The sequence below is a fragment of the Metabacillus sp. cB07 genome, from assembly GCF_016839225.1.
Classification (GTDB): Bacteria; Bacillota; Bacilli; order Bacillales; family Bacillaceae; genus Bacillus_P; species Bacillus_P indicus.
Genome location: NZ_CP069296.1, coordinates 725,694 through 750,732 on the forward strand (window position 1 = coordinate 725,694; position 25,039 = coordinate 750,732).

Consider the following 25,039-nt stretch of genomic DNA (forward strand, 5'->3'; position numbering starts at 1 on the left):
GCACCTATGTCTAAAAAAACAATTTACTTCTTATGTACTGGAAATTCATGCAGAAGCCAAATGGCTGAAGGCTGGGCAAAGAAACATCTTGGTGAGGACTGGATCGTAAAAAGCGCAGGACTTGAAGCGCACGGACTTAACCCTAACGCTGTAAAAGCGATGAAAGAAGCAGGAGTCGATATTTCTAATCAAACTTCAGATGTCATTGATCCTGAAATCCTTAACAATGCTGATCTGATTGTCACTCTATGCGGGCATGCAGCAGACAATTGCCCTGTAACGCCTCCTCACATTAAACGCGTTCACTGGGGATTTGACGACCCTGCTAAAGCAGAAGGAACAGATGAAGAGAAATGGGCATTCTTCCAGCGTGTTCGTGATGAAATCGGCGAGCGCATCGAGCGTTTTGCTAAGACTGGTGAATAAAACAAATGAAAAGCCGTGAGGAAATCTCCCGGCTTTCCTTTTATTTATGACATAAGTAAATGATTATATTTTAATAAAGGAGGCTGTAAGTATGAATGTTCAAATTTTTGACCCGGCCATGTGCTGTTCGACAGGGGTTTGCGGACCAAGTGTGGATCCTGAATTAACTCGTGTGGCTTCAGCTGTTTATTCGTTAAGCCAGAAGGGATACAAAGTTACAAGGTACAACCTTGCAAATGATCCGGGAGCATTCACGGCTAGCCAGGCCGTTAATCAGCTGCTACATGAAAAAGGCCCTGATGTTCTGCCGGTTACTCTTGTCGATGGTGAAGTAGCAAAAGAGAGGGAATATCCTTCGAATGAAGAACTGGCGGAATGGTTCAGCGTCAGTCAGAATGAGCTAACACAAAAACCTAAAACAAGACTGTCCATTAATCTCAATCAACTGTAAGAGGAAAGACAGGTGAATGCAAGTGTATCAGCCATATAATCCGAAAAACGGCATTAAGACCCCATATTTATTCTTTACCGGGAAAGGCGGAGTCGGCAAGACCTCCACTGCATGTGCGACCGCCGTTTCGCTTGCTGATCAGGGGAAAAAGGTATTATTGGTCAGCACAGACCCTGCATCCAATCTGCAGGATGTCCTTGATATGGAGTTGACCAATCAGATTGCCCCCGTCTCTTCTGTCGAAGGTCTGTATGCATGCAACCTCGACCCGGAAGAAGCAGCTTCAGCTTACCGTGAACAGGTTGTAGGGCCATATCGTGGACAGCTCCCTGACAGCGTGATTGCTTCTATGGAAGAGCAACTATCTGGAGCATGCACCGTTGAAATTGCTGCATTTGACGAATTCACCAAACTGCTTGGCAATGCAGCGGCTGCTGATTCTTACGATCACATCATTTTTGATACGGCACCAACAGGACATACATTAAGGCTGCTGCAGCTCCCATCTGCATGGAGCGGTTTCCTGGAAGAAAGCACTCACGGGGCATCGTGTCTTGGACCTCTTTCCGGTCTTGGGGATAAAAAAGAGGTGTACTCAAAAACGGTTAAGGAATTATCCGATTCCAGCCGGACAACACTAATACTTGTTTCCCGCCCGGATGCTTCGTCACTGCATGAAGCGGGCCGTGCTTCACTTGAGCTAAAAGAAATCGGCATTCAAAATCAAATGCTCCTCATTAACGGACTGCTCCAAACGTATTTGCCGGACGATGAGGTATCCGCCGCATTTTATCTAAGACAGCGCCGTGCTCTGCAGGAGATGCCTGATGTTTTAAGACAGGCCGTTACATACTCCCTGCCTTATGTTTCCTATTCTTTGACAGGAGTTCAAAACCTCCGGTGGTTATTTAATCAGTATACGCTTCCTGTTTCAGAGGCGAAGGATCATGGACTAGACTCCTTGTCTTTACCGGGCTTGAATGAGGTCGTTGAAGATTTTTCACAAAAAGGAACAAGGGTCATCTTTGCAATGGGCAAAGGGGGAGTAGGCAAAACGACAGTGGCTTCTGCTATCGCTGTAGGGCTGGCTGATAAGGGTCACAGAGTGCATTTGACAACAACTGATCCAGCGGCACATTTAGAGTATATGTTTAAGCAAAGCAAGGGCACTGAAAACCTGTCAATCAGCAGGATCCACCCCGGAGAAGAAGTCGAAAAGTACAAACGTGAGGTACTTTTGAAAACAGGAAGTGAGCTGGATGAAGAGGGAATTGCCTACCTGAAGGAGGATCTTGACTCTCCCTGTACGGAAGAAATCGCCGTGTTCAGAGCATTTGCAGAGCTTGTCCACCGGTCAGAACAGGAGATTATCGTTATTGACACTGCTCCGACAGGGCACACTCTGCTTCTGCTTGATTCTGCCGAGGCTTACCATAGAGAAATGAGCCGTTCATCGGGAGATATACCTGAAAGTGTTAAAAAACTGCTCCCAAGACTTAAAAATCCAAGTGAAACCGGCGTTGTCATTGTCACTCTTGCAGAAGCAACGCCTGTCATTGAAGCAGGCAGGCTTCAGGCAGATTTGAAACGGGCAAAAATCACGCCGCAATGGTGGGTCATTAATCAAAGTTTATATGCAGCACATACAAAAGATCCTGTCTTAAACGGAAGAGCTCAATCAGAAAAAGAGTGGATAAAAAGAGTGACTGCAGATTTTTCTTCTCATACAGCCATTATCCCTTGGATGAAAGAAGAGAAATTCGGCTATGAAAAACTAAAAGATTTTCTGACTCTCAAGTGAAACAATACAACTAATATGATAAAGGCGGAATGCACAATGACACAAAAAAACTATCATGAACTAATTAAGAACCGTATTTTTATTGGAGGCGCAGATGATGCAAAGCATGCTGCCGAGAATGAAAAAGCAGACGTTATTTTCGACTTAAGGGCAGAAGCGCCTGATGATGCTCCTGAATACAATCGCATTCACAGCCCGATTGTTGATGATGCTGATAAGCAGGATGAGTCTGTAAAATCATCCATTGATCATGTTGTAAAAGCCTATAATGAAGGGGAGAAAGTGTATTTTCATTGTGCCGGCGGCAGCAACCGAACAGGTACCGTTGCAATTGGCACGCTCCTTGCTCTTGGTCAGGCAAAAACAATAGAAGAAGCAGAAGCAATGGCGAAGGAAGCGCGCCCGAAAATCAACGTAAAGCCTGAGATGAAAGAAACGTTAAAACGCTTGTTTCCGAACGCATAAAGACTGAGGGGGAGACGGAGAAGATGAAGATTACAGACAGTGCTAAACAATTGCTCGAGACTATTTTTACAGAAAGAAATGCGGAAAATATCAGAGTCTATGATGCAGGATCGGGCTGCTGCGGGCCGCAGATTGGCTTATCTTTGGATGCGCCTGCAGATACAGACCTTATCCAGGAAGTGAACGGCATAAAGGTTGCCATCGACCATAAAGTGTCCGCTGCGGTGGACGGTGTGTCTCTTGATAAGGAAGAAGCAGAAAATGGAGCCGGTTTTGTCTTAATTGGAGGCAGCGACTGCTGCTGAATGGAAAGAAGTCTCAGAAATGAGGCTTTTTTTCTTTCAGCATTAATGGTATGTGGTAAAGTTGATAGAAAACAAGAGGTGCATTTAAGTGGACTTTCAAATCAGCCATTTAACCGAACGCGACTGGAATCAGGTAAAAGAAATTTATCTCGAAGGCATCTCGACCGGCAACGCCACTTTTGAAACGGAAGCACCTGAATGGGAAAAATGGGACGGCAGCCATTCTAAAGAATGCCGGCTTGTTGCTGAACATGGCGGAACAGTCTATGGTTGGGCGGCATTGAGTCCGGTATCAGGAAGATGTGTTTATGCAGGGGTGGCAGATGTGAGCATCTACATAGCCAGTGCCTATAAAGGAAAGGGAATCGGAACAGCTCTGCTGCGTGCGATCATTGAACTAAGTGAGCAGCAAGGCTTTTGGACTCTGCAGGCTGGAATCTTCCCTGAAAATACATCAAGCTTAAAGCTGCATGAAAAGGCCGGATTCAGACGAATCGGTGTCAGGGAGAAAATCGGAAAGATGAATGGCGTATGGAGAGATGTGGTGTTTTTGGAAAGACGGAGCGGGAAATTGTAAAAAGAGAGCCGCGGCTCTCTTTTTTTAATGCAGATTTCCATCAATTTCAGTCAGCTGTCTGACTGTTTTTTCATCCAGCTGTTTAATCACCTGATAAAGCAGCTCGGCGGCATGGTCGAGGTCATCTCTGTGAACAACGGATACATGACTGTGGATATATCTCGCGGGAACACTTACAACCAGAGTAGGAACACCTTCATATCCGAGATGGAATTTCCCGCCGTCGGTTCCGCCTCCCGGCATAATATCGACTTGATAAGGGATGCCGTGTTTACCTGCAATGTCTGTCACAAAGTTTCTTAGCTTCAGATGGGGGATCATACTTGCATCAAAAAAGCCGATCAGCGGTCCTTTTCCTAGCTCTGTATGCCCTTCATCTTTCATCCCCGGTGTGTCTCCTGCAACACCGACATCAAGAGCGAAAGAGATATCAGGCTTTACTGTATTGACGAGTGTTTGAGCGCCTCTGAGCCCTACTTCTTCCTGTACGGTGGCCCCGGCATATAAAATATTTGGATGCTTTTTGTCCGCAGCCGCTTTTTCAAGGGTTTTCAGCGCCACATAACACCCTGCGCGGTTATCCCAGTTGCGGGCAAGCAGGAGCTTTTGGTTTGGAAACACTTCAAACGGGCAGATTGTCGCAATGGGATCGCCGACCTGAACGCCGAAGCTTTCCGCTTCTTCCTTGCTTGATGCGCCAATATCAATAAACATATTTTGGGTCTCAAGAACGTTTTTCCGCTCTTCAATCGACAGAACATGCGGCGCTTTTGAACCGATGACCCCTGTCAGATCTCCTTTTTTTGTCATGACTTTCACTCGCTGTGCAAGCATGACATGGCCCCACCAGCCCCCGAGTGTCTGAAACTTCAGGAACCCGTCCTTGGTTATGGCTTTCACCATAAGCCCGACTTCATCCATATGTCCGGCAATCAGAATCTTAGGTCCTTTTTTGCCGGAAACCCCAGTGATGCTTCCAAGTTTGTCTTTGACTAAATCAGGGGTGAATACCTTGATTTTTTCTTCAAGGACCTTGTGAATTCTCGCTTCAAATCCCGAAGGACCTTCCGGATCCGTCACGTCTTTTAATAGCTGCAGATCTTTATCCATTATACATCCCTCCAGTAGGTAGGATGCCTTTCTTGCCTTTAGCTCATACCAATCATAATGCCGGCAAAGGCTGATAAAATTCCTCCTGTATAGCTGATGAAAAGGTAGGTGATGAGTACACGGTGATTTTCTTTTTCTCTGAGCTGAATGTTCTCGAGCTTGAACGTGGAAAATGTCGTGAATGCTCCCATAAATCCGATGCCAAAAAGAGAATAGAGTCCTTCCGACAGCCCGTATCCTGTCATCAGGCCGAGGAGAAAGGAGCCGGCAAGATTGACAGTCAATGTGCCGATTGGAAAGCCTGTTTTGCTTTTATTGTTCATCCAGGAGCTTAAAAGAAAGCGGGCTATAGCACCGAGAAATCCGCCTGCAGCAATCAGCAGCATGTTCATAGCGCGGACTCTCCCTTCCTTTTAAAAGAGCGTCCCAGTGAGTATCCGTACCACGCGAGGAAAAGACCCCCGAAAAGGCTGAGCAGCACATATAAAATGGCCAGTGCAAACATGCCGTCTTTCATCAGCAGCACCGTTTCAACGCTGAAGGTGGAAAAGGTAGTAAAAGAGCCCACAAGTCCGGTGCCAAGACCCGCGAGAATATGGGGATGAAAGACTTTCAGTTTGACGATGCTGTTTGTAAACCATCCGAGGACAAAACAGCCAATCAGATTGGCAAGAAGCGTGCCTAGCGGGAAGCCCCCGGTGTACCAGGTGTGAGTAAGCAGTCCGAGCCCGTATCTGAGGAGGCTGCCGGCGACTCCTCCTGCGCCTATAAGCAGATAATTCATTGTAGTAGTCCCCTTACTTTCTTTATAAACTTTCGCGGGCAGTAAAGAAGTATCAGCCGATGTTATAACCCTTATTTTAAAATCCGACTGTATTCTTTACAAGCTGTTCATTGATTACGTGAAGAAAATGGTGCCCTATAAAATTGCACTCCAGGAATATAGGGTATCGAAAAGCGAAAATGGTACCCTGTAAACCGGTACTCCGGAAATATAGGGCATCAAAAAGCGAAAATGGTACCCTGTAAACCGATACTCCGGAAATATAGGGCATCAAAAAGCGAAAATAGTACCCTATAAATCGTGACTCCGAGAATACATGGTATCAAAAAGCGAAAATGGTGCCCTATAAACCGACGCTCCGGAAATATAGGGCACCAAAATTCCAAAATGGTACCCTATAAACCTGCCCTGCGCGAATATAAGACACCAAAACCCCAAATAGCAAAAACCTCATAAAAATTTCACATCCTTCAGGTAAAATAGGAGGTACTATATAGACAGGCAAAAGCGAGGTAATTCTTATGAGCACAACAACGGTGATGGTACTTGATGATGAAGAAGCAATGCGGTCTCTGATCAGAAAGTTCCTGGTTCAGGAAGGCTACATGGTGATTGAAGCGGCAAATGGTTCCGAGGCTCTTGATCTTTTAAAAAGAGAGGTTCCGGATCTGATTATTGCAGATGTTATGATGCCGTATATGGACGGGTTTTCTTTTGCAGCGGAATTAAAAAAGGTGTATGAGATTCCGCTAATTTTCCTGTCGGCAAAAGGGGAAGAGTGGGATAAGATTCAGGGCCTGAAACTTGGCGGGGATGATTATATTGTGAAGCCGTTCCACCCGGGAGAATTGCTTGCGAGAGTGGAGTCTGTTCTCAGAAGAGCAAGGCAGAGCACGTCTGCAGGCAGCAGGGCAGCAGTGGGGCCGCTTGTTCTGGATGCTCTCTCTTATAAGGCGATGATTGGAAGCGAGACGCTTTCGCTGACGCTTAAGGAGTTTGAGCTTTTGTCGATTCTCGCCAGAAATAAAGGAACGGTCTTTACCAGGGAGCAACTCCTTGAATCGGTATGGGGCTCTAATTATATTGGTACTGGCAGAACGGTGGATACTCATATCAAAACATTAAGGCTTAAATTAAAAGACCATGCGCATCTTATACAGACCGCATGGGGCGTGGGCTATAAATTTGAGGTGTAGGGATTGATTAAGCGATTAAATTTAAGTCAGAAAGTGCTGATGCTGATTGGTGCCTGCATTCTTTTCAGCATTGTTTTTTCTTTTTTCTTTCTGCATTTTTTGTATAAGGAGCTTTATTTCAACAGTGTGAAAGAGTCTGTGATTTTTCAGGGAGAGAGAACGGCAGCACACTATCACTCCGGGACGCTGAGTGAAGACCTTGCAGAGAAAATCCACTGGTACAATATGGTTTCTGAATATGAAGTGATTGTCCTTGATGAAATTGAAGATCTGTCTTCTTATTTTCCTTATGAAATTAATCATCAGGCTCTCATTACCCGTTCAGACAGAAAGAGGCTTGAGAATGAAGAGTTTATTGTAAAAGACGGGTATGTAGAAGAGTTCGGCAGGGAAATCATTGGAGCCGTTTTCCCTGTTGCCGGAAAAAGCGGCACAGAAAGCTATATTTATATTTATGTGCCTCTCGCTGATCTTCAGGAAGTGTTTGAGGGAAGCATTCCGATTCTTTTGCTTGCAGGCTCCATGTTTTTTATGATTTTGTTTCTTGCCGTCAATCAGATTCGGCGTTCCCTGTTTCAGCCGCTTCAGGAAATCAGGCTTTTTTCAAAGGAAGTGTCCAGAGGGAATTACTCCAACAGGCTCCAGATTTCAAAGCGGGATGAAATTGGAGAACTGGCAAGAGCGTTTAATTCGATGAGTGAATCTCTTGAGAAGCAGGAGGCGCGCAAAAAAGAATTCCTTGCAAATATTGTTCACGAGCTGAGAACGCCTCTGACTTATATTGGAGGGTACAGCCAGGCGCTGTCCCATCAGATGTATGAATCTCCTGAGGAAGCAGAGCACTATTTAAAGACGATTGAACGGGAAACGAACCGGGTCAACAAGATGATTCATGACCTGATTGACCTCGACGTCCTTCAGGAGAGTATGTATACCCTGAAGACAGAGCCGATCGCCATTTCGCAGCTGTTTTTGGACACGTTTGCTTTGTTTGAAATTAGGCTGCATGAAAAAAATCTGCAGACGAAGCTTCATTTACATGAAGATCTTGTGATCATGGGCGATCCGAAACGGATTCAGCAGGTGTTCTACAATTTGATTGACAATGCGATAAAGTACGCAGAAGAAGGAAGCGTGATCCGAATTTCCTTCTCAGAAGAGAAGCACCGGTTTCATTTCCGCATTCATAACATTGGAAGCGAGCTGTCGGAACAGGATCTTGCTCATATCGGAGAGCGCTTCTTCCGGACGGATAAAGCACGCAGCCGCCTGACAGGAGGAACCGGGCTTGGGCTTTCGATTGTCAAAGAAATTGTCAGGCTCCATGAAGGTGAACTCAGGATTGAAAGTGACGCTTCAACAGGGACTGCAGTAACCGTTATGCTGCCGGCACTTCTTTAAAAAAAGGATCTGTTTATTTCTGCAGAATTAAGGGAAACTACTACGTAACTAAACGAGAAAGTAGGGACCCGCTATGTTATGGACGATTATTGGACTTTTAATCTTATTTTGGATTCTAGGGCTTGTTTTCAAGGTTGCTGGAGGAATTATTCATATTCTTCTTGTCCTTGCTTTGATTGTGTTCCTGTATAATTTCTTCATGAAAAGAAAAGGCAGGGCACGGGGATAAGTGCGGAAGACCAGCGGAAGCGTATGCTGACTGCTGGTCTTTTTTTATGCCCTATAAATTCGAAAAGAATTTTTTAGGCTAGTGATGATGTTATAAAGATATCTTCGGCAAGCGGAAGGGCCTAGATCCTCTGTCAGAACAAATCCGTCAAAAAAGGCGGGACCCGGACTTTTCGGCCGGATTCTTATCTGCCTATCGGATCTGAGCAAGGCGCTTGCGCTTTTGTGCGCCATCTTATGTTACAATGAAACAATAGTTCACTTTGTGAAGAAACGATACTAAGATAAGCAATCAGCTTGCTGGGAGACTAAACATGACTAAAGAGAAAAACGTAAAAATCATACCGCTTGGCGGGATGGGCGAAATCGGAAAGAACATGTATGTGGTTGAGTATGGCGGAGAAATCGTCATTGTTGATGCAGGCGTCAAGTTTCCGGATGAAGAATTAAGGGGCGTTGACTACATCATTCCTGATTACTCATACCTTGTGAAGAATGCAGGGAGAGTAAAAGGCCTGTTCATCACTCACGGACATGAAGATCATATCGGCGGAGTGCCGTTTTTATTGAAACAATTAAATGTGCCGGTTTATGCCGGAGGACTGGCTATGGGCTTTATCCGGAACAAGCTTGAGGAGCATGGGCTGCTGAGAGAAGCAGAACTGCACGACATTACGGAAGACAGCTTGATTGAACTTGGTGAATTGCAAGTGTCCTTTTTCCGGACAACGCACAGTATCCCTGATTCATTCGGAGTTGTGATCCACACGCCGCAGGGGAACGTGGTTCACACAGGTGACTTCAAATTTGATTTAACTCCGGCAGGTCCTGAACAGGACTTGTCGAAGATTGCAAAAGTCGGGCAGGACGGAGTTCTCTGTCTTTTATCTGACAGCACCAACAGCGAAATTCCCGGGTTCTCTGTTTCTGAGAAGAAAATCGGCCAAAATATTTTGAACGTAGTCAGAAAGCAGTCCGGCCGAATTATCGTCGCTCTGTTTGCATCAAACGTGTTCCGTCTGCAGCAGGTGATTCAGGCATCTGTCGCATGCGGAAGAAAGGTTGCCTACACAGGTAGAAGCATGGAGAGAGCGATCGGCATCGGCCTTGAGCTCGGATACATTGATGCTCCAAAGGGCACGTTTATCGATCCTAATGAAATCAGTGCCTATAAAAACAGCGAGCTGACTATTCTGTGCACGGGAAGTCAGGGAGAGCCCTTTGCTGCTCTTTCCCGAATTGCAGAAGGAAAGCATCGCCATATTCATATTGAAGAAGGCGACACGATCATCTTCTCATCTTCTCCAATTCCGGGGAATGTTCTCAGCGTGAACCGCATCGTCAACAAACTGATGAAAGCGGGAGCGGATGTTATTGATAACAAGCTTTATGACATTCATACATCAGGACACGGCGGCCAGGAAGAGCTGAAGCTGATGCTTAAGCTTCTAAAACCGAAATTCCTTGTGCCGATCCACGGGGAGTACCGCATGCAGAAGATGCATCAGACACTTGCCCTGGACTGCTTTGTTCCGGAAGATAACATCTTTATTCTCGACAATGGACAGGTGCTCAATGTGTCAAAAGAAAAAGCTTACCAGGCAGGAAGAGTGCCTGCACGGTCTGTCTATGTAGACGGCCACGGTATCGGCGATGTCGGAACGTCTCTGCTTGGTGAACGGAAACAGCTCGCAGACAGCGGAATCCTATCGATTCTTCTTTTCAAAGAAGGGGAAGAAATTATCCGCAAGCCGCAGATCATCTCAAGAGGATTTGTCTATTTGAGAGAATCAAGCAGCTTTATGGGAGAAATCGAAACGAGGGCAGCAGCTCTTGTTGATCAGCATCCAGCAGATGATATTGAACGGAAATTAAGTTCGGCTATTTCTGATTTCATCTATAAAAAATTGAAGAGGTCTCCAATTGTTGTGACGAAAGTCATTGATGTGACAAGGGGATAATGAAAAAAGCTCTGAATTGTTTCAGAGCTTTTTGCTTTTTACAGAAATCTGTTCAATATCACCGAGCACGACGGTGTAAAAAATCAAGCCAATGACGAGTACGGCCGCCGCAATGATGAAAGCAAGATTAAATGAACCTGTTGCGTCCACTATATATCCGGTCAAGAAGGTAGCAATGATCCCTCCGAAAAGGTTGTTCGCAAAATTGACCATTGAACTCAGGATCGCTGTTGTGCCGGGCGGTGCAAGCTTTGCTGCAATCGTCCAGCCGATTGGGGCTGTTGCGGATATTCCGGCAAGGCCAACGGAAATGAAAATCATCGACAGGACCGGGCTTGATGTAAAGATCGACCCGATAAAGATAAGGCCGATAAGAAGTCCAGCCGCAATGATGTTTTTATATACTCTGTCAGGGGCGTATCCTTTCTTGATCAGGCTGTCGACAAGCCACCCGCCAGCGAGAATCCCTGAGAGAGAGGCAATCAGCCAAGGGATGGCCGTATAAAGAGCGGAGGAAAGCAAATCCAGCTGAAACTGCTCCTTAAAGAACGTAGGAAGCCAAAGAAGCAGCAGGTTAAAAGTATATCCGTATCCGGTAAAACCGATCATCAGCCCCCAAGCCTTTCTGTTTGTAAAAAACGATTTCAGCACAAGTGCCGCTTTATAAGAAGGAAGGTCTGAAGAATCTTCGTACATATGAATGTAGTTGATTTCTTCTTTTGATATGCTCTTGTGAGTGTCCGGCTCGTCGTAATATTTCCAGAAGACAAAGGTAAACAGCACGTTAATCGCCCCGATTGCCAAAAAAGCGGTTTTCCAGTCATAAAGGGTGATCAATATCGCTACAAGAGGCCCGCCGATTACATTTGAAAGTTTGGCAGAGGAATCAAACAGGGCATTGGCAAGTCCTCTCTCATGAAAAGGAAACCAGCTGGCTGTAGCTTTTGCTGCGGCAGGAAAAGCAGACGCGCTGGTGATGCCTGTGAAAAAACGGATGATGTATAAAAGAAGAGTGCCTTGAATAAAGACGAGGCTGATCGTCAAAAACGTCCAGATGACCATGCCGGTCCTTGTCACCCAGCTGACTCCCCACCTGTCGAGCATACTGCCGATCGGAAGCTGCATAAGGGTATAGGCATAGTTATACACCGTAAAAACAAGCCCCATTTCAAAAGCGCTCAGCGAAAAGGCTTTCTGAAGTTCAGGAGCAGCGGCAGCAAGGGCAACCCTGTCAAAGTAATTCAAGATAATGAACGTGCTTAGAAGAGCAGATATTGTCCACCTTGTATTTTTTCCCGCGGGCCGGGCTATTTCTGTTTCATTACTCAACTATCACACCTGCCTATCGAAAAGAAATCTATGCTTTAGGTTTCCTCAATTAGGCAGCATCATGCTAATAGAAAAACAAAAAAGAGAGATGCACGACGGCATCTCTCTTTGTTTTTTAGTGATTTACTGCTTTGGCATCCGGTTTATCGTAGAGAGCAAGCTTTTCTAAAAGACTGCTGCTGTCGTCGTTTAGACCGGTTATGATAACTTCCTTGCCATGCTGTCTGTATTTCATGATAATTTTATCAATCGCTCCTGCAGCCGAATCATCCCACAGGTGCGCGCTGCTTAAATCGAGATAAATGGTGCGGGCTTCTTCTTTAAAATCAAAAGCAGCTACAAGGTTCTGGACGGAAGCAAAGAAAACTTGCCCGTGCACTTTGTATGTTTTCGCCATTGTCCGCTTATCTGTAAACGATTCGACGTGCACCTTCGATATTTTAGCCGCAAAGAACAGAGCGCTTAAAACAACTCCGGCCAGCACACCTTTGGATAGGTCATGTGTAGCGACGACGGTAACGACTGTGACAACCATGACTGCCGCATCTGACTTCGGCATGACATGAAGCTTTGTGAGCGAGGACCAGTCGAATGTGCCGATTGACACCATAATCATAACCCCGACAAGGGCTGCCATTGGAATTTGAACGAGCAGATCGTTCAGTAAAACAATAAGAACCATCAGGAAGACACCTGCGACAAACGTTGAAAGCCTGCCTCTTCCTCCGGACTTCACATTAATGACGGACTGGCCGATCATGGCACAGCCTGCCATTCCGCCAAAAAATCCATTCACAATGTTAGCGATGCCCTGTCCTTTGGCTTCTTTATTTTTATCACTTTCCGTATCTGTCATATCATCGACAATTTGAGCTGTCAGCAGGGATTCCAATAATCCTACAAGAGCAAGCGCAAAGGAATAAGGAAGGATGATCTGCAGTGTTTCGAATGTTAATGGTATTTGGGGGATTAAAAACATTGGCAGCTCCTGCGCCAATTCACCCATATCACCGACTGTGCGCACACCGGCACCCGTCATAACCGCAATGACCGAGATGACAACAATGGCAACGAGCGGAGACGGCACGGCAGTTGTGAATCTAGGCAGAATATAAATAATGGCCAGTGCTCCTGCTACCATCGCATACATGATCCAGGATTCTCCCGCAAAATGTGGAAGCTGCGCCATAAAAATGAGAATAGCCAAAGAATTAACAAAGCCGACCATTACAGATCTCGGAATAAACCGCATCGCCCTTCCGAGTTTAAGTGCACCCATGACATACTGAATGATGCCTGTGAGAACAGTAGCGGCAAGAAGATACTGAAGACCATGTTCAGCAACGAGCGTCACCATCAAAAGTGCCATCGCCCCGGTTGCAGCCGAAATCATGCCGGGCCTTCCCCCGACAAATGAAATAACCACCGCAATACAAAATGAAGCGTAGAGTCCGACCATTGGATCTACTCCTGCGATAATGGAAAAGGCAATGGCCTCCGGAATAAGCGCCAGAGCAACAACAATGCCGGACAGAATATCTCCGCGTATGTTGCCGAACCACTCCTGTTTAATTGTTTGTACGTTCAAATCTAAAAACACCTCTTTTTAATTATTTATGGCTTTCAACTCTCATGAAAGCCGGGTCCGTTAGTAACCTGAAAATTATATCATCGTACCCATAAAAGAGGTAATGTCATGTAAACGCCAACAAGAGGTATTTGCTTTAAATTGCTTCCTTTTTCAACAGTTTGGTCTAGGATGGCAAAAATGGTGAACCGTTTGTTGAAATGGTTTCATCTATATCCAGAAAATACCTGATTTTGGCTTGTAATTGTCTAAAACCAACAAATAAAGCGCTTGAATATTGTTTTTTTAGAACGTTGTGAAAATTGTCGACAGGACGTAAGATGAGGGAGTAGAACAACTTTTATGAGGGGGTGCATGTAAAGTGGAAGCGATTACAAGAGACTTTTTCCTCTTCTTATCAAAGAACCATTTACTTAACAATATAGCTAAAAAGCGCGGAGGCAGTTTTGCAGCCGGCAAAATTATCGGCGGAACTGATTTTAAAAGTTCCATAAAGTTCATCAGACAGCTGAATGACAGCGGATTATCTGTAACAGTCGATCATCTTGGCGAATTTGTAGATTCAGAGGCCGTTACACGCGAGCGGACGGCAGAATGCATCGAAACCATTGAAATGATCAGCAGAGAGAAGCTTGATTCTCAGGTGTCACTGAAAATGACATCGCTCGGTCTTGATATCGACCGGAAGCTTGTGATTGAAAACATGACAAAGATTCTGGATACGGCAGAAAGACACGGCGTCATGGTCACCATTGACATGGAGGATGAAGTGCGCTGCCAGGCAACTCTTGATATCTTCAAAGAGTTTAAAGCAAAATACAGCTACATCAGCACGGTGCTGCAGGCATACTTGTACCGCACAGAAAGAGATTTAAGCGACCTGGCTGACTATCAGCCGTTTCTCCGTCTTGTAAAAGGCGCATATAAAGAATCACCGGAAGTAGCGTTTCCTGAAAAGAAAGATGTAGATGAAAACTACAAAAAGCTGATTGAACAAAGCCTGCTTAACGGCAACTATACAGCTATAGCATCCCATGACGATCAGATCATCGAATATACGAAAATGCTTGCCAAAAAGCATCATATTCCTAATTCGCAATTTGAGTTTCAAATGCTCTACGGCATGAGAAGCAAAACGCAGCTTGACCTTGTGAAGCAGGGCTACAAGATGCGCGTTTATGTTCCATACGGTCTTGACTGGTATGGCTACTTCATGAGAAGACTTGCCGAAAGACCTTCAAATATCGCATTTGCATTTAAAGGTATGGTCAAAAGCTAACCAATTTTATTAAAGGGAGAGGATCTGCATGATTCCATACAAACACGAACCATTTACTGATTTTTCAAACGAGGAAAACAAGAAAGCATACCTTGAGGCGCTTGAGCAGGTAGAAGGCTACCTTGGCCAGGATTATCCGCTTTATATTGGGGCAGAAAAGGTAACGACTGAAGACAAGATCACGTCTTACAACCCGACAGACAAAGTTCAGGTAGTCGGACGCGTTTCAAAAGCAAACCGCGAGCTTGCTGAAAAGGCTATGCAGGAAGCATCTGCAGCATTTGAAAGCTGGAAAAAAGTAAAACCTGAAATCCGCGCTGACGTTCTTTTCAAAGCAGCAGCCATCATCCGCCGCCGCAAGCATGAGTTTTCGGCTCTTTTAACAAAAGAAGCGGGCAAACCTTGGAATGAAGCAGATGCGGACACAGCTGAAGCAATAGATTTCCTTGAGTTTTACGCTCGTCAAATGCTGAAGCTAAAAGACGGAGTGCCTGTTGAAAGCCGTCCAGGAGAATACAACCGCTATGACTACATTCCGCTTGGAGTTGGCATCATCATCTCTCCATGGAACTTCCCATTTGCGATCATGGCAGGAACGGCTGTTGCTGCAATCGTAACAGGAAATACGATTCTATTAAAACCGGCTTCAACAACTCCGGTCGTTGCAGCTAAATTCGTTGAGGTTATGCTTGAAGCGGGTCTTCCTGCAGGCGTTCTGAACTTTGTTCCTGGAAGCGGAGCAGAGGTTGGCGACTATCTGGTTGACCATCCGAAAACGCGCTTCATCTCATTCACCGGCTCACGCGATGTAGGCCTTCGCATCTTCAACCGTGCTTCACAGCTGAATGACGGCCAGATTTGGCTTAAGCGTGTAATCGCTGAAATGGGCGGTAAAGATACAATTGTAGTAGACAAAGAGGCAGACCTTGAGCTTGCTGCTCAATCTATCGTGAAATCAGCATTTGGCTTCTCGGGACAAAAGTGTTCTGCATGCTCGCGTGCGGTTATCGTTGAAGATGTATACGACCAAGTATTGAACCGTGCGGTTGAACTGACGAAAGAGCTGACAGTAGGCAATCCGACTGAAAACCACTTCATGGGTCCTGTGATTGATCAGGCTGCTTTTGACAAAATTATGAGCTACGTTGAAATCGGCAAAGAAGAGGGCCGCATTCTTGCAGGAGGCGAAGGCGACAGCTCAAAAGGCTTCTTCGTTCAGCCGACAATCGTTGCTGACGTAGATCCTAAAGCGCGCTTAATGCAGGAAGAAATCTTCGGACCGGTTGTGGCATTTGCTAAAGCAAAAGACTTTGATGAGGCGATTGAAATTGCCAACAACACAGAGTACGGCCTGACTGGTGCTGTTATCACGAAAAACCGTGAAAACATGGAAAAAGCACGCGAAGATTTCCATGTAGGAAACCTTTACTTCAACCGCGGCTGCACAGGCGCCATTGTCGGCTACCAGCCATTCGGCGGATTTAATATGTCCGGCACTGACTCTAAAGCGGGCGGACCAGACTACCTTCAGCTTCACATGCAGGCAAAAACAACGTCTGAAACGTTCTGATTTCAGACCCAGGGTAAACAAAAGGGATAAAAAGAAGGAGGAAGTGACCAACCATGTTGCTTCCTCTTTTTAAAGGCTGATTTCGCATGAAGATGCAGGGAACTGCATTAAAAATAGGAATCAGCCTCAATCAAACAGAGAGATTTTTGGCGGAAGAGGGGTACTTTTATGATAGACTATGCACTGCTTACATCGATAGGCATTTACATGGCAGGTATGCTGCTGATCGGGTATTTTGCCTATAAACGTACTTCGAATTTAAATGATTACATGCTTGGCGACCGCGGTCTCGGACCTGCTGTTACGGCTCTCAGCGCTGGAGCTGCCGATATGAGCGGATGGCTTTTGATGGGTCTTCCAGGGGCAATGTATGCGACGGGCTTAAGTTCCATATGGATTGTCATCGGGCTGACGCTAGGAGCTTATGCAAACTGGCTGTATGTTGCACCGCGCTTAAGAACGTATACAGAAATTGCGAATAATTCCATCACCATTCCGTCCTTCCTTGAGAACAGGTTTGCAGACGGATCCCGGATTTTACGATTAATTTCGGCTTTAGTTATCTTAATATTCTTTACCTTTTACGTATCTTCAGGGATGGTTTCCGGTGGAGTGCTGTTTGAAAGCACGTTTGGGCTTGATTATCACACAGGCCTTTGGGTTTTAACGGGCGTTGTCGTCGCCTATACGCTGTTTGGAGGTTTCCTTGCAGTAAGCTGGACTGATTTTGTACAGGGAATTATTATGTTTATTGCACTTATCCTGGTTCCGATTGTCACGGTGATTCATGTGGGAGGGTTCGGACCTGCTTTTGAAACGCCGGGAACAATCAATCCGGCTTTGCTTGATATCTTTAAAGGCACAAGCTTCCTTGGCATCGTTTCACTCTTTGCGTGGGGACTCGGCTATTTCGGTCAGCCTCATATTATCGTCCGCTTTATGGCGATCAGCTCTGTGAAAGAAATTAAAAAGGCGCGCGCTATTGGAATGGGATGGATGATTTTTTCCAGTATCGGCGCGATGCTTACCGGATTTTTCGGCATCACATATTTTGCGGGAGAGGGCACAAAGCTTGAGGATCCCGAGACCGTTTTTATTGTCCTTGGAGAAGTTTTGTTTCATCCTTTTATCACCGGATTTTTAATCTCGGCTATTCTCGCTGCCATCATGAGCACGATTTCTTCGCAGCTGCTTGTAACAGCAAGCTCGCTTACGGAGGATATGTATAAAACCTTCTTCAGGCGTTCGGCATCAGATAAAGAGCTTGTCTTTTTAGGAAGAATGTCCGTCCTTCTCATCTCTGTCATTGCCCTGTTTCTTTCATGGGAGCAAAATGATACGATTCTTGGACTTGTCGGGTATGCGTGGGCAGGCTTTGGTTCCTCATTTGGACCGCTGATCCTCCTGAGCCTTTTCTGGAAGCGCATGACGAAGTGGGGTGCCCTCGCCGGGATGGTTGTCGGCGCAGCAACTGTCATCATCTGGTCAATGGCCGGATTGTCAGACATGCTTTATGAAATGATTCCGGGATTTGCCGCGAGTTTGATTGCCATTGTGGCAGTCAGTCTAATCACACCTCAGCCCCCGAAAGAAGCGGGAGAGCAATTTGATGAATTTGAACGAGTATTGAAGCAGTAAGATTCAGCAGGAAGTCCCTATATGCGGACTTCCTGTTTTTTTATAAATCCCCGGCTATTCCATTCTTCTGAATAAAAGGTATATAATTAGGTTCATCATTTACCTAAAGAATCGGGGGGCCGATCTGCATGATCCTTGAGAAGATCCAGACTATTACAAACATTAATGATATTACGGATATGGTCAGCACCTATTTGAAAAAGCCGGTTGTGATTGAAAATGATCAATTTTCTCTTTTGTCCTACAGTTCGTATTACATCGATCAGTTTGATCAGGCGAATCAGCAGACCATTTTCACGAAACACTGGCCCATTCCCATCTTGGAAAAATTTATGGATGAAGGAATTGTGGAACAGCTGAAGACCATTCCCCATCCATTCAGAGTGAAACAGATTGCAGACATTGGCCTGAATCAGCGTGTCGTTGTAAGCGCTATTTATAAAGACCAGGTTTTTGGCTATATATGGGTCCAGGAGACAGAGCCTATGTCAGAGGGGGATCTCGATTTTCTCCATGAAGTGTCCCGTCATATCGGGAAGCTACTCTACCAGAAAAATCAGATTAACCTCAGGGAAAACGAAGAAAAAAATGAATTCTACAAAAAGATCATCGGGGAAGCCTTTCAAACGGAAAACCAGATCAGATGGGAAGCGGCAAATCACAGTATCATGATACCTGAGACGTTTATTGTCACGATCTTTACGGTTTCCCAAAGCGAGGAGGAGCAGCTGGAGGAACTGACGGAGACGGTCAGGCTGTTTGCCAATGCCCTGAATCATTTTGCGCACGTCTTCACCGATCAGCTGAAGGTGGTTGTCATTATCGGAAGCAATGCAAAAGTATCCGATCAGCTCGCGGCAAGTGCAGCAGAACTGACTTCGACGGTCATCTCCCAGCTTGGCGGCTATAAGATATATGCCGGCATCGGCAATTCGTATTCCTCCATCCTGCAGCTCAGAAAATCTTACTATGAGGCTCTTGAAGTGATTAATGCAGCCAAGTTTATCGGTTCTTCTGAAAAACTGCCGTTTACCTACAGCAAGCTCGGCATTTTCAGATACCTGGAGACCATTTCAAAGCACCACAGTATTACCGGCTACAACAATACGAGCCTGCAGATCTTAAGGAAAAAAGATGAAGAAAGCCAGACAAAGCTGATCCATACGCTTGAAATTTATCTTCTTAATAACTGCAAGCTGAAACCAACCGCTGAACAGCTGTTTGTTCACACAAATACACTCAAATACCGGATTAATCAAATTCAGGAGCTGACAGCCATCGATTTTGATGACTTTTATACGCGGATTCAGCTGTATATTGATCTGCAGCTTCTGAAAAAAGAGATCTAACCGGGGAGGGCTTTATTTGATGTATTCGATTTTTTTATTCCTGCTCGCGGGTCTTTTGGAAATTGGAGGCGGGTACCTGATCTGGCTTTGGCTCCGAGAGGGAAAACCCGCATACTGGGGAATCGCTGGCGGCGTGTCTCTTGCCGTCTATGGAATCATCGCTGCGATGCAGACGTTCCCTTCGTTCGGACGGGTCTACGCTGCTTACGGAGGGATTTTCATCATTCTCTCAGTCATTTGGGGATGGGGAGTTGACCGTAAGACACCTGATTTTTATGACTGGATTGGTGCTGGCATCTGCCTTGTCGGAGTTTCCGTCATGCTGTTTGCGCCGAGGGATTAAGGCAGTTGTTTTCCGGGCGTTTAAGATGATTGGATTGTTAGCAGGCCGGATTGGATTGTTAGACATGGAATTTGGATTGTTAGCGGATAGTTTTGGATTATTAGACGGGGTATTTGGCTTGTTAGCCAGAACAACTGGATTGTTTGACCTTAAAATTGGTTCGCAGCCCTGCTGCAGAGTTCGTAAAAGTCATTTTTCACATGAAAACGTCTGTTCCAAAGCGGAACAGACGTTTTTTTATCGCACTTATTTTATTTTCTCGTCAATGGCAGCCGTGTCGACAGAAGGTCCGAACCATTCCGTCAGCTTTTCTTTCGCCTGGCTTTTAATATCATCGTCAATATACATTGCAACCTGAAGGAGGGCGAGGCCCAAAGCTCCGAGGTCATCGGTGTAGCCCACGCCTGCGGCAAGGTCCGGTATAAGGTCAAGCGGCAGAATGAAGTAGCCTAAGGCGCCGATGATGATGGCTTTTGTTTTGGCGGGCACTTCAGGTTTTTGAAGGGTATAGTACAGCAGAAGGACGGCGTACACGACAGATGATCCGGCTTTTTTGCCGAATTTTTTTAATTTATCCCAGAACTTTGAGTCGGAATAATGTTTTTCCGCTTTCTGCAATTCCTCAAGGGTATTCTTTTCCTGCTTGATGGTCATGCTTTCACCTTCGTTTCCATGTGGTATGCCATTATTTTACTACAAGATGGGCACATCATGATAGCACTTCGCTGTTTATTAACAGATGCTTGAGGAAATATAACAGTAAGAAACCTACTCAGGAGGCGCTATATGTTTTTTCATCCGATGGATATTCTCATTTTTGCCGCGTTTGGGCTTGCCCTGTGGGCGCAGGCCAAGGTGAAAAGCAATTTTAATAAATGGTCAAAAGTTCAGGCGTCATCAGGACTTACCGGCATGGAGGTTGCACGGAGAATTCTTGATCATCACGGTCTCCACCATGTTCCGGTAGAACCGGTCAAAGGAACTCTTTCCGACCACTATGATCCGACGAAAAAAGCGGTTCGCCTCTCAGAACCTGTGTATGCCGGTCATTCAATTGCCGCCATTTCGGTTGCGGCACATGAAGTTGGGCACGCCGTTCAGCATAAAGAAGCATACGGGGCACTGACGTTAAGGCATAAAATGTTTCCGGTTGTAAGCCTGTCCTCCGGGGTGGCGCCTTTTCTGCTGATTGGAGGATTTTTGCTCGGTTCGATGAATCTGATCGGACTCGGCATTATTTTCTTCTCGGCAGCTGTCGCCTTTCAGCTTATAACGCTGCCGGTCGAATTTAATGCAAGCAACAGAGCAAAGGATTTTATGATTGCAGAGGGCATTATCCGGAATGAAGAAGAGCGCGGAGTGAATAAAGTGCTTGGAGCAGCCGCCCTGACATATGTGGCTGCGGCACTCATCTCTTTGCTTGAGCTACTGAAGTTTGTATTAATTTTTACACAGAACAGAGAATAGACAGATGCCGGACCTTGTAAAAAAAGCGTCCGGCTTTTTTGTGCTGACATTCATTTCACGGGAGCAGTACTCTCCAAATATCTCATCCCCGCCTCCGTAATTTTCGTTCCTCCGCGTCCTTTCCGTTTTTGAATCCATCCTTTTTCCTCCAGATCGTCAAGCCGTCTTCGTACTTGCTGAGGGGTAAGGGGCATGATCCATTCTTTTGTTTTTTCCGAAATCAAATCTCTGCTAGCTGCTTTTCCTGCCATGTTGCATTCTTTCACAATCGACAGGATGGCGTCGTGCTCTGACTGTTCACCGCTTGCTGCCTGCGGAATACCTGATGGGAACGAATGAGGCAGGTCATTTTTTGTTAAAACAGACCCATCGGCAACTGTAATCATATAATCGACCGTGTTTTTAAGTTCTCTTATGTTGCCGTCCCATTCGGCTGATGCAAGCAAGTTCATTAATGCGGGTTCGACCTTGAGCCACTTGCCGTTTTTTGTGATGAAGTGGTGAATGAGAAGCGGGATATCCTCTTTTCTTTCCTTCAGTGACGGAATGGAGAGGTTGAGGACATTCAGCCGGTGAAACAGATCATTGCGGAATGTCTGCTCTTTCATTTGCTTTTCAATCCGTTTATTTGTGGCCGAGATGATTCTGACATTAATGGGGATGATTTTCGTTCCGCCGATTCTGCGGATTTCCTTTTCCTGAAGCACTCTCAGAAGCCGTGACTGCATAGAGAGACTGATGTCGCCGATTTCATCGAGAAAAATCGTCCCATTGTCGGCAAGCTCAAACAATCCTTTCTTTCCTCCGCGCTGAGCACCCGTAAATGTTCCTTCTTCGTAGCCGAAAAGCTCGCTCTCAAGCAGGCTTTCAGACAGAGCACTGCAGTTGACAGGTAAAAACGGTCCGTTTTTCCTCATGGAATGCTGATGAATGGCGTGTGCAAATAATTCTTTACCTGTTCCTGATTCCCCCTGGATTAAAATAGGATGTTCAGATAGAGCCAGTTTTTTCGCGATCTGCTTGAGGTTTTTCATGCCGGTATTCTCGCAAATGATGTCATCAAAGCTGTATTTGGCAAAAAAACCTTTTTCGCGCAGCTTCCGCTGGGCTGTTTTTTCAATTTCCGATGCCTGCCGGACGCTTTTGAAGACAGCGACAGTTGTTTGTTCAAAAGCCATTGAATAGCGATAAACAGCAACATCGACTCCGTGAATGCTGAAAAGACGGCTTTCTTCGATGCCGTTCTGAATAAATGAAACCACGTCTTCCTGAAGGGCTGCTGTTTGAATGGGAGTGTTGATGATGTCAGATCCTCTTACATGAAACAGAGCTTCAAGCTTTTCATTAAAAACCGTAATTTCCTTTTTTTATTCATGGCGAGAATGCCGTCATCCACCGTGTTGACTACGTTCTCGAGATGCTGATAAATCGCTTTTGTCTGTTTTTGCGCAGCCATCAGCTTTTGCTGCAGCTCAATCATGCTGCGGATGTACCTCTCTGAAATGTGGAGAGCTGCATTTTCAGGCAGATTGCAGTAGTCCGCTATTTTTAAAATCGTGGTCATATCAAACAGCCGAACGCCAATATCGAGAATAAGCGGGATATAAGAGGGGACAAGTTCGATTTCGCCCGGTGAAACGGCTGCATCGATTTTCTCTTGATAGGTCTCATTCTTTTTAAACGGGAGAAACCGGACATGGCTGATACCCAGCTGATAAAGCGACTGAATCAGTTCCATTGTGACATTGTACTCATCATTTACGACAAGAACGCTTGAACCTTCCGGAATGGAAAGGAGTTTGTCCAGATAGTCATGATGAACGGTGCGTTTGCCGATTATAACTTTTTCTGCATCTATATTCTTTATGTAGGAAAGTTCATCTTTGAGGGCTTCAGAGGAATACAGGATAATATCTGCTTTCAAATTCGAAGGAAGACCTTCATCGGCAGCATAGCTCCTTATAGAAAGGTCATCACCCAAAAGCTGAAGAAGCTGATGGTGAAGCGTTTTCTTTGTTTTTGTACCGCCTGTCAGGAGAATGAGGGATCGTTTCATATATTCGCTCCTTTTGGTTCTATTGGTTCTATAATATCACAATTAGCCGCCAATAAAAGACCAAAAAAGCAAGGGTTATTAGAAATTTTAGATAATAACTCTTTATGCATTAAAGTGAATATGAGCCCTTGAAGAAAATATCATTTTGAATGATACTTACATATGACAAGCATTGAGGTCGGTTGATAACAGCATTTTCTCTTCTTTTTTTCATCTTGGCACACAAATTGCATTTATCTTATTAAACGCATCAAAAGAAAAAGGGGAGAAAACAATTATGGCTCTTGCAGAAAATGCTTATGAACCAAAGGGAAAAGAAGTGAAACCAAAAAAGGAAAGAAAGATCAATGTATTTGCCCTCCTGCTGGGTGTACTGGTTGTTGCAACTCTATTAACCTATGTATTGCCCGCAGGAGACTACGCCAGGGTAGAGGTTGACGGAAGAACCGAGATTGATCCGGATACCTTCACGTCTGCTGAAAATACGCCGGTCAGTCCGTTCGGCATGGTAAAGGCTCTTCACACAGGAATGGTTGAAGCGGCAAACATTATTTTCTTCGTTCTGATCATTGGGGGATTTTTTGGGGTTTTAACTGCTACAGGCACGATTAATTTGCTCATTACCACTCTTGCAAAAAGGCTGGCTTCAAGAGAAAAGCTATTGATTCCGGTCATGATGCTGTTCTTTGCAGTCGGCGGATCGCTTATGGGGATGGCTGAGGAGACGCTTGCTTATATTCCGCTGCTCATTCCGCTTGCTCTTGCTTTGGGATTTGACGTGCTTACGGGAACGGCAATCGTTATTCTCGGAGCAGCTGCCGGTTTTACTACAGCGGTCATGAATCCATTTACGGTTGGGGTTGCTCAGGGAATAGCAGAGCTTCCGATGTTCTCTGGAATGGGATACAGACTGGTATTGTTCGTGATTGTCTATGCGGTTTCCGTTATCTTCGTTTACCGTCATGCGATGAAAGTGAAAAAGGATCCGTCAAAAGGGTTCTTCGGAAAATATACAAAAGAGGAAGCGGATGTGCTGCTTCATTCAAAAGAAAGGCTGCAAACAAAGCACAAGCTGATTTTGGGTGCATTCCTTCTAAACTATGTTGTCCTTGCTTTTGGAGTTATTAAGTTTCAATGGTATATCACTGAAATTGCGGCACTGTTTGTTGTTTTAACCATTGTCATTGGTATAATAGGCAGACTTTCTGCAGATCAAATGGCAAAATCCTTTGTCGAAGGGTCTTCGCTGCTGATTGGCGGAGCGCTGATTATCGGTGTGTCGAGAGCGACACTGGTCGTTTTGAACGAAGGACATATCATTGACCCGATGCTTTTTGGAGTGTCTGATACGCTTAAGAACATTCCTGCTTTCTGGAGCGTCATCGGAATGTACAATTTCCAGGCTCTCATCCATTTCATTCTTGCTTCAGGCAGTGGACACGCGATGCTTACTATGCCGATCATGACGCCGCTTGCTGATTTGCTTGATATTACCCGTCAGACGGCTGTTCTCTCTTTCTCATTTGCAGATGGAATCGGAAATATTATTTTCCCGACAGCAGGCACGCTGATGGCCGGACTCGCGATTGCGGGCATTCCTTGGACAAAGTGGGCAAAATGGGTGCTGCCGCTTGTTTTCATTCAATATCTGATCGGCCTTGCAGCCGTTGTGATTGCTCATTTAATAGACTATGGACCGTTTTAAACGACGGATC

25 protein-coding genes are annotated in these 25,039 nt (G+C 45.4%); 17 read left to right on the forward strand and 8 right to left on the reverse strand.

Annotated features, from left to right (window positions below; genetic code table 11):
* Window positions 1-6 precede the first annotated feature (6 nt).
* The 6 genes from arsC to JOJ89_RS03785 all read left to right on the forward strand — a co-directional run bounded on the left by arsC (window position 7) and on the right by JOJ89_RS03785 (window position 4,025).
* The gene (arsC, locus tag JOJ89_RS03760) at window positions 7-426 is read left to right on the forward strand and encodes an arsenate reductase (thioredoxin) (RefSeq protein WP_029283455.1); all 420 of its coding nucleotides are present in this window, start codon (window positions 7-9) and stop codon (window positions 424-426) included.
* A gap of 91 nt (window positions 427-517) precedes the next feature.
* Complete coding sequence (gene arsD, locus JOJ89_RS03765) at window positions 518-877, forward strand: arsenite efflux transporter metallochaperone ArsD (protein ID WP_029283457.1); 360 nt, start codon at window positions 518-520, stop codon at window positions 875-877.
* A gap of 22 nt (window positions 878-899) precedes the next feature.
* A complete protein-coding gene (arsA, locus tag JOJ89_RS03770; RefSeq protein ID WP_277987852.1) occupies window positions 900-2,678 on the forward strand; it encodes an arsenical pump-driving ATPase in 1,779 nt (592 codons plus the stop codon).
* A 36-nt stretch (window positions 2,679-2,714) separates the two neighbouring features.
* Window positions 2,715-3,143 (forward strand): protein-tyrosine phosphatase family protein, encoded by a 429-nt coding sequence (locus JOJ89_RS03775; protein ID WP_029283460.1) that lies wholly within the window; start codon window positions 2,715-2,717, stop codon window positions 3,141-3,143.
* Between the two features lie 23 nt (window positions 3,144-3,166).
* Window positions 3,167-3,448 (forward strand): adhesin, encoded by a 282-nt coding sequence (locus JOJ89_RS03780; protein WP_203289625.1) that lies wholly within the window; start codon window positions 3,167-3,169, stop codon window positions 3,446-3,448.
* Window positions 3,449-3,536: 88 nt separating this feature from the next.
* Window positions 3,537-4,025: a GNAT family N-acetyltransferase gene (locus JOJ89_RS03785; RefSeq protein ID WP_029283465.1), complete on the forward strand. Its 489-nt coding sequence runs from the start codon at window positions 3,537-3,539 to the stop codon at window positions 4,023-4,025.
* A 24-nt stretch (window positions 4,026-4,049) separates the two neighbouring features.
* Here JOJ89_RS03785 and JOJ89_RS03790 read toward each other — a convergent pair whose 3' ends face one another.
* Genes JOJ89_RS03790 through crcB (JOJ89_RS03800) form a run of 3 tightly spaced genes read right to left on the reverse strand, consistent with a single transcriptional unit; the run spans window position 4,050 to window position 5,919 of the window.
* On the reverse strand, window positions 4,050-5,135 hold the full coding sequence (locus JOJ89_RS03790) for a M42 family metallopeptidase (protein ID WP_203289626.1): 1,086 nt from the start codon (window positions 5,133-5,135) through the stop codon (window positions 4,050-4,052).
* Window positions 5,136-5,173: 38 nt separating this feature from the next.
* Window positions 5,174-5,527, reverse strand: a complete 354-nt coding sequence (crcB, locus tag JOJ89_RS03795; protein WP_029283468.1) for a fluoride efflux transporter CrcB — start codon at window positions 5,525-5,527, stop codon at window positions 5,174-5,176.
* Window positions 5,524-5,919: a fluoride efflux transporter CrcB gene (gene crcB / locus JOJ89_RS03800; protein ID WP_029283470.1), complete on the reverse strand. Its 396-nt coding sequence runs from the start codon at window positions 5,917-5,919 to the stop codon at window positions 5,524-5,526. The genes crcB (JOJ89_RS03795) and crcB (JOJ89_RS03800) overlap by 4 nt, the downstream gene beginning before the upstream one ends.
* Window positions 5,920-6,440: 521 nt before the next feature.
* On the opposite strand from crcB (JOJ89_RS03800), the gene JOJ89_RS03805 reads away from it, so the two are divergent.
* From JOJ89_RS03805 to JOJ89_RS03820, 4 genes are all read left to right on the forward strand, one after another.
* Entirely contained in the window at window positions 6,441-7,115 is a 675-nt protein-coding gene (locus JOJ89_RS03805) for a response regulator transcription factor (RefSeq protein WP_029567251.1), read from the forward strand.
* 3 nt (window positions 7,116-7,118) lie between these two features.
* Complete coding sequence (locus JOJ89_RS03810; protein WP_235728257.1) at window positions 7,119-8,516, forward strand: sensor histidine kinase; 1,398 nt, start codon at window positions 7,119-7,121, stop codon at window positions 8,514-8,516.
* A 73-nt stretch (window positions 8,517-8,589) separates the two neighbouring features.
* Entirely contained in the window at window positions 8,590-8,745 is a 156-nt protein-coding gene (locus JOJ89_RS03815) for a lmo0937 family membrane protein (RefSeq protein ID WP_139015520.1), read from the forward strand.
* A gap of 313 nt (window positions 8,746-9,058) precedes the next feature.
* The gene (locus JOJ89_RS03820; RefSeq protein ID WP_203289627.1) at window positions 9,059-10,705 is read left to right on the forward strand and encodes a ribonuclease J; all 1,647 of its coding nucleotides are present in this window, start codon (window positions 9,059-9,061) and stop codon (window positions 10,703-10,705) included.
* 21 nt (window positions 10,706-10,726) lie between these two features.
* On the opposite strand, the gene JOJ89_RS03825 is transcribed toward JOJ89_RS03820, so the two are convergent.
* Window positions 10,727-12,034 (reverse strand): MFS transporter, encoded by a 1,308-nt coding sequence (locus tag JOJ89_RS03825; RefSeq protein ID WP_242524659.1) that lies wholly within the window; start codon window positions 12,032-12,034, stop codon window positions 10,727-10,729.
* A 115-nt stretch (window positions 12,035-12,149) separates the two neighbouring features.
* The gene (locus JOJ89_RS03830; protein WP_203289628.1) at window positions 12,150-13,622 is read right to left on the reverse strand and encodes a SulP family inorganic anion transporter; all 1,473 of its coding nucleotides are present in this window, start codon (window positions 13,620-13,622) and stop codon (window positions 12,150-12,152) included.
* Between the two features lie 361 nt (window positions 13,623-13,983).
* Between JOJ89_RS03830 and JOJ89_RS03835 the strand changes: the two genes are divergently transcribed.
* The 5 genes from JOJ89_RS03835 to JOJ89_RS03855 all read left to right on the forward strand — a co-directional run bounded on the left by JOJ89_RS03835 (window position 13,984) and on the right by JOJ89_RS03855 (window position 19,801).
* A complete protein-coding gene (locus JOJ89_RS03835) occupies window positions 13,984-14,901 on the forward strand; it encodes a proline dehydrogenase family protein (protein ID WP_203289629.1) in 918 nt (305 codons plus the stop codon).
* A gap of 28 nt (window positions 14,902-14,929) precedes the next feature.
* Window positions 14,930-16,471: an L-glutamate gamma-semialdehyde dehydrogenase gene (gene pruA, locus JOJ89_RS03840; protein ID WP_203289630.1), complete on the forward strand. Its 1,542-nt coding sequence runs from the start codon at window positions 14,930-14,932 to the stop codon at window positions 16,469-16,471.
* Window positions 16,472-16,678: 207 nt separating this feature from the next.
* The gene (gene putP / locus JOJ89_RS03845) at window positions 16,679-18,109 is read left to right on the forward strand and encodes a sodium/proline symporter PutP (protein ID WP_481825269.1); all 1,431 of its coding nucleotides are present in this window, start codon (window positions 16,679-16,681) and stop codon (window positions 18,107-18,109) included.
* A gap of 128 nt (window positions 18,110-18,237) precedes the next feature.
* Complete coding sequence (locus JOJ89_RS03850) at window positions 18,238-19,458, forward strand: PucR family transcriptional regulator (RefSeq protein WP_029567254.1); 1,221 nt, start codon at window positions 18,238-18,240, stop codon at window positions 19,456-19,458.
* Between the two features lie 19 nt (window positions 19,459-19,477).
* Window positions 19,478-19,801: a YnfA family protein gene (locus tag JOJ89_RS03855; protein ID WP_203290248.1), complete on the forward strand. Its 324-nt coding sequence runs from the start codon at window positions 19,478-19,480 to the stop codon at window positions 19,799-19,801.
* Window positions 19,802-20,047: 246 nt separating this feature from the next.
* On the opposite strand, the gene JOJ89_RS03860 is transcribed toward JOJ89_RS03855, so the two are convergent.
* Window positions 20,048-20,455, reverse strand: a complete 408-nt coding sequence (locus JOJ89_RS03860; RefSeq protein ID WP_029283490.1) for a YkvA family protein — start codon at window positions 20,453-20,455, stop codon at window positions 20,048-20,050.
* A gap of 132 nt (window positions 20,456-20,587) precedes the next feature.
* Between JOJ89_RS03860 and JOJ89_RS03865 the strand changes: the two genes are divergently transcribed.
* Window positions 20,588-21,268 carry a zinc metallopeptidase gene (locus tag JOJ89_RS03865; RefSeq protein ID WP_203289631.1) on the forward strand — a complete coding sequence of 227 codons (681 nt, stop codon included), beginning with the start codon at window positions 20,588-20,590 and terminating at the stop codon, window positions 21,266-21,268.
* A gap of 50 nt (window positions 21,269-21,318) precedes the next feature.
* Here the strand turns inward: JOJ89_RS03865 and JOJ89_RS21105 are convergent, their stop codons facing one another.
* Window positions 21,319-22,530, reverse strand: a complete 1,212-nt coding sequence (locus JOJ89_RS21105) for a sigma-54 interaction domain-containing protein (RefSeq protein WP_242524660.1) — start codon at window positions 22,528-22,530, stop codon at window positions 21,319-21,321.
* A gap of 53 nt (window positions 22,531-22,583) precedes the next feature.
* Window positions 22,584-23,324 (reverse strand): hypothetical protein, encoded by a 741-nt coding sequence (locus tag JOJ89_RS21110; RefSeq protein ID WP_242524661.1) that lies wholly within the window; start codon window positions 23,322-23,324, stop codon window positions 22,584-22,586.
* Window positions 23,325-23,601: 277 nt separating this feature from the next.
* Here JOJ89_RS21110 and JOJ89_RS03875 point away from each other — a divergent pair, with 277 nt between their 5' ends.
* Window positions 23,602-25,029 carry a YfcC family protein gene (locus tag JOJ89_RS03875; protein ID WP_203289632.1) on the forward strand — a complete coding sequence of 476 codons (1,428 nt, stop codon included), beginning with the start codon at window positions 23,602-23,604 and terminating at the stop codon, window positions 25,027-25,029.
* Window positions 25,030-25,039 lie beyond the last annotated feature (10 nt).

Excerpts from the sequence above, each read along its gene's own strand:
- arsC (WP_029283455.1), top strand. The coding sequence starts at position 7 with ATGTCTAAAAAAACAATTTACTTCTTATGTACTGGAAATTCATGCAGA.
- arsD (WP_029283457.1), top strand. The coding sequence starts at position 518 with ATGAATGTTCAAATTTTTGACCCGGCCATGTGCTGTTCGACAGGGGTT.
- JOJ89_RS03775 (WP_029283460.1), top strand. The coding sequence starts at position 2,715 with ATGACACAAAAAAACTATCATGAACTAATTAAGAACCGTATTTTTATT.
- JOJ89_RS03780 (WP_203289625.1), top strand. The coding sequence starts at position 3,167 with ATGAAGATTACAGACAGTGCTAAACAATTGCTCGAGACTATTTTTACA.
- JOJ89_RS03790 (WP_203289626.1), bottom strand. The coding sequence starts at position 5,135 with ATGGATAAAGATCTGCAGCTATTAAAAGACGTGACGGATCCGGAAGGT.
- crcB (WP_029283468.1), bottom strand. The coding sequence starts at position 5,527 with ATGAACATGCTGCTGATTGCTGCAGGCGGATTTCTCGGTGCTATAGCC.
- crcB (WP_029283470.1), bottom strand. The coding sequence starts at position 5,919 with ATGAATTATCTGCTTATAGGCGCAGGAGGAGTCGCCGGCAGCCTCCTC.
- JOJ89_RS03805 (WP_029567251.1), top strand. The coding sequence starts at position 6,441 with ATGAGCACAACAACGGTGATGGTACTTGATGATGAAGAAGCAATGCGG.
- JOJ89_RS03815 (WP_139015520.1), top strand. The coding sequence starts at position 8,590 with ATGTTATGGACGATTATTGGACTTTTAATCTTATTTTGGATTCTAGGG.
- JOJ89_RS03820 (WP_203289627.1), top strand. The coding sequence starts at position 9,059 with ATGACTAAAGAGAAAAACGTAAAAATCATACCGCTTGGCGGGATGGGC.
- pruA (WP_203289630.1), top strand. The coding sequence starts at position 14,930 with ATGATTCCATACAAACACGAACCATTTACTGATTTTTCAAACGAGGAA.
- putP (WP_481825269.1), top strand. The coding sequence starts at position 16,679 with ATGGCAGGTATGCTGCTGATCGGGTATTTTGCCTATAAACGTACTTCG.
- JOJ89_RS03850 (WP_029567254.1), top strand. The coding sequence starts at position 18,238 with ATGATCCTTGAGAAGATCCAGACTATTACAAACATTAATGATATTACG.
- JOJ89_RS03855 (WP_203290248.1), top strand. The coding sequence starts at position 19,478 with ATGTATTCGATTTTTTTATTCCTGCTCGCGGGTCTTTTGGAAATTGGA.
- JOJ89_RS03860 (WP_029283490.1), bottom strand. The coding sequence starts at position 20,455 with ATGACCATCAAGCAGGAAAAGAATACCCTTGAGGAATTGCAGAAAGCG.
- JOJ89_RS03865 (WP_203289631.1), top strand. The coding sequence starts at position 20,588 with ATGTTTTTTCATCCGATGGATATTCTCATTTTTGCCGCGTTTGGGCTT.
- JOJ89_RS21110 (WP_242524661.1), bottom strand. The coding sequence starts at position 23,324 with ATGAAACGATCCCTCATTCTCCTGACAGGCGGTACAAAAACAAAGAAA.
- JOJ89_RS03875 (WP_203289632.1), top strand. The coding sequence starts at position 23,602 with ATGGCTCTTGCAGAAAATGCTTATGAACCAAAGGGAAAAGAAGTGAAA.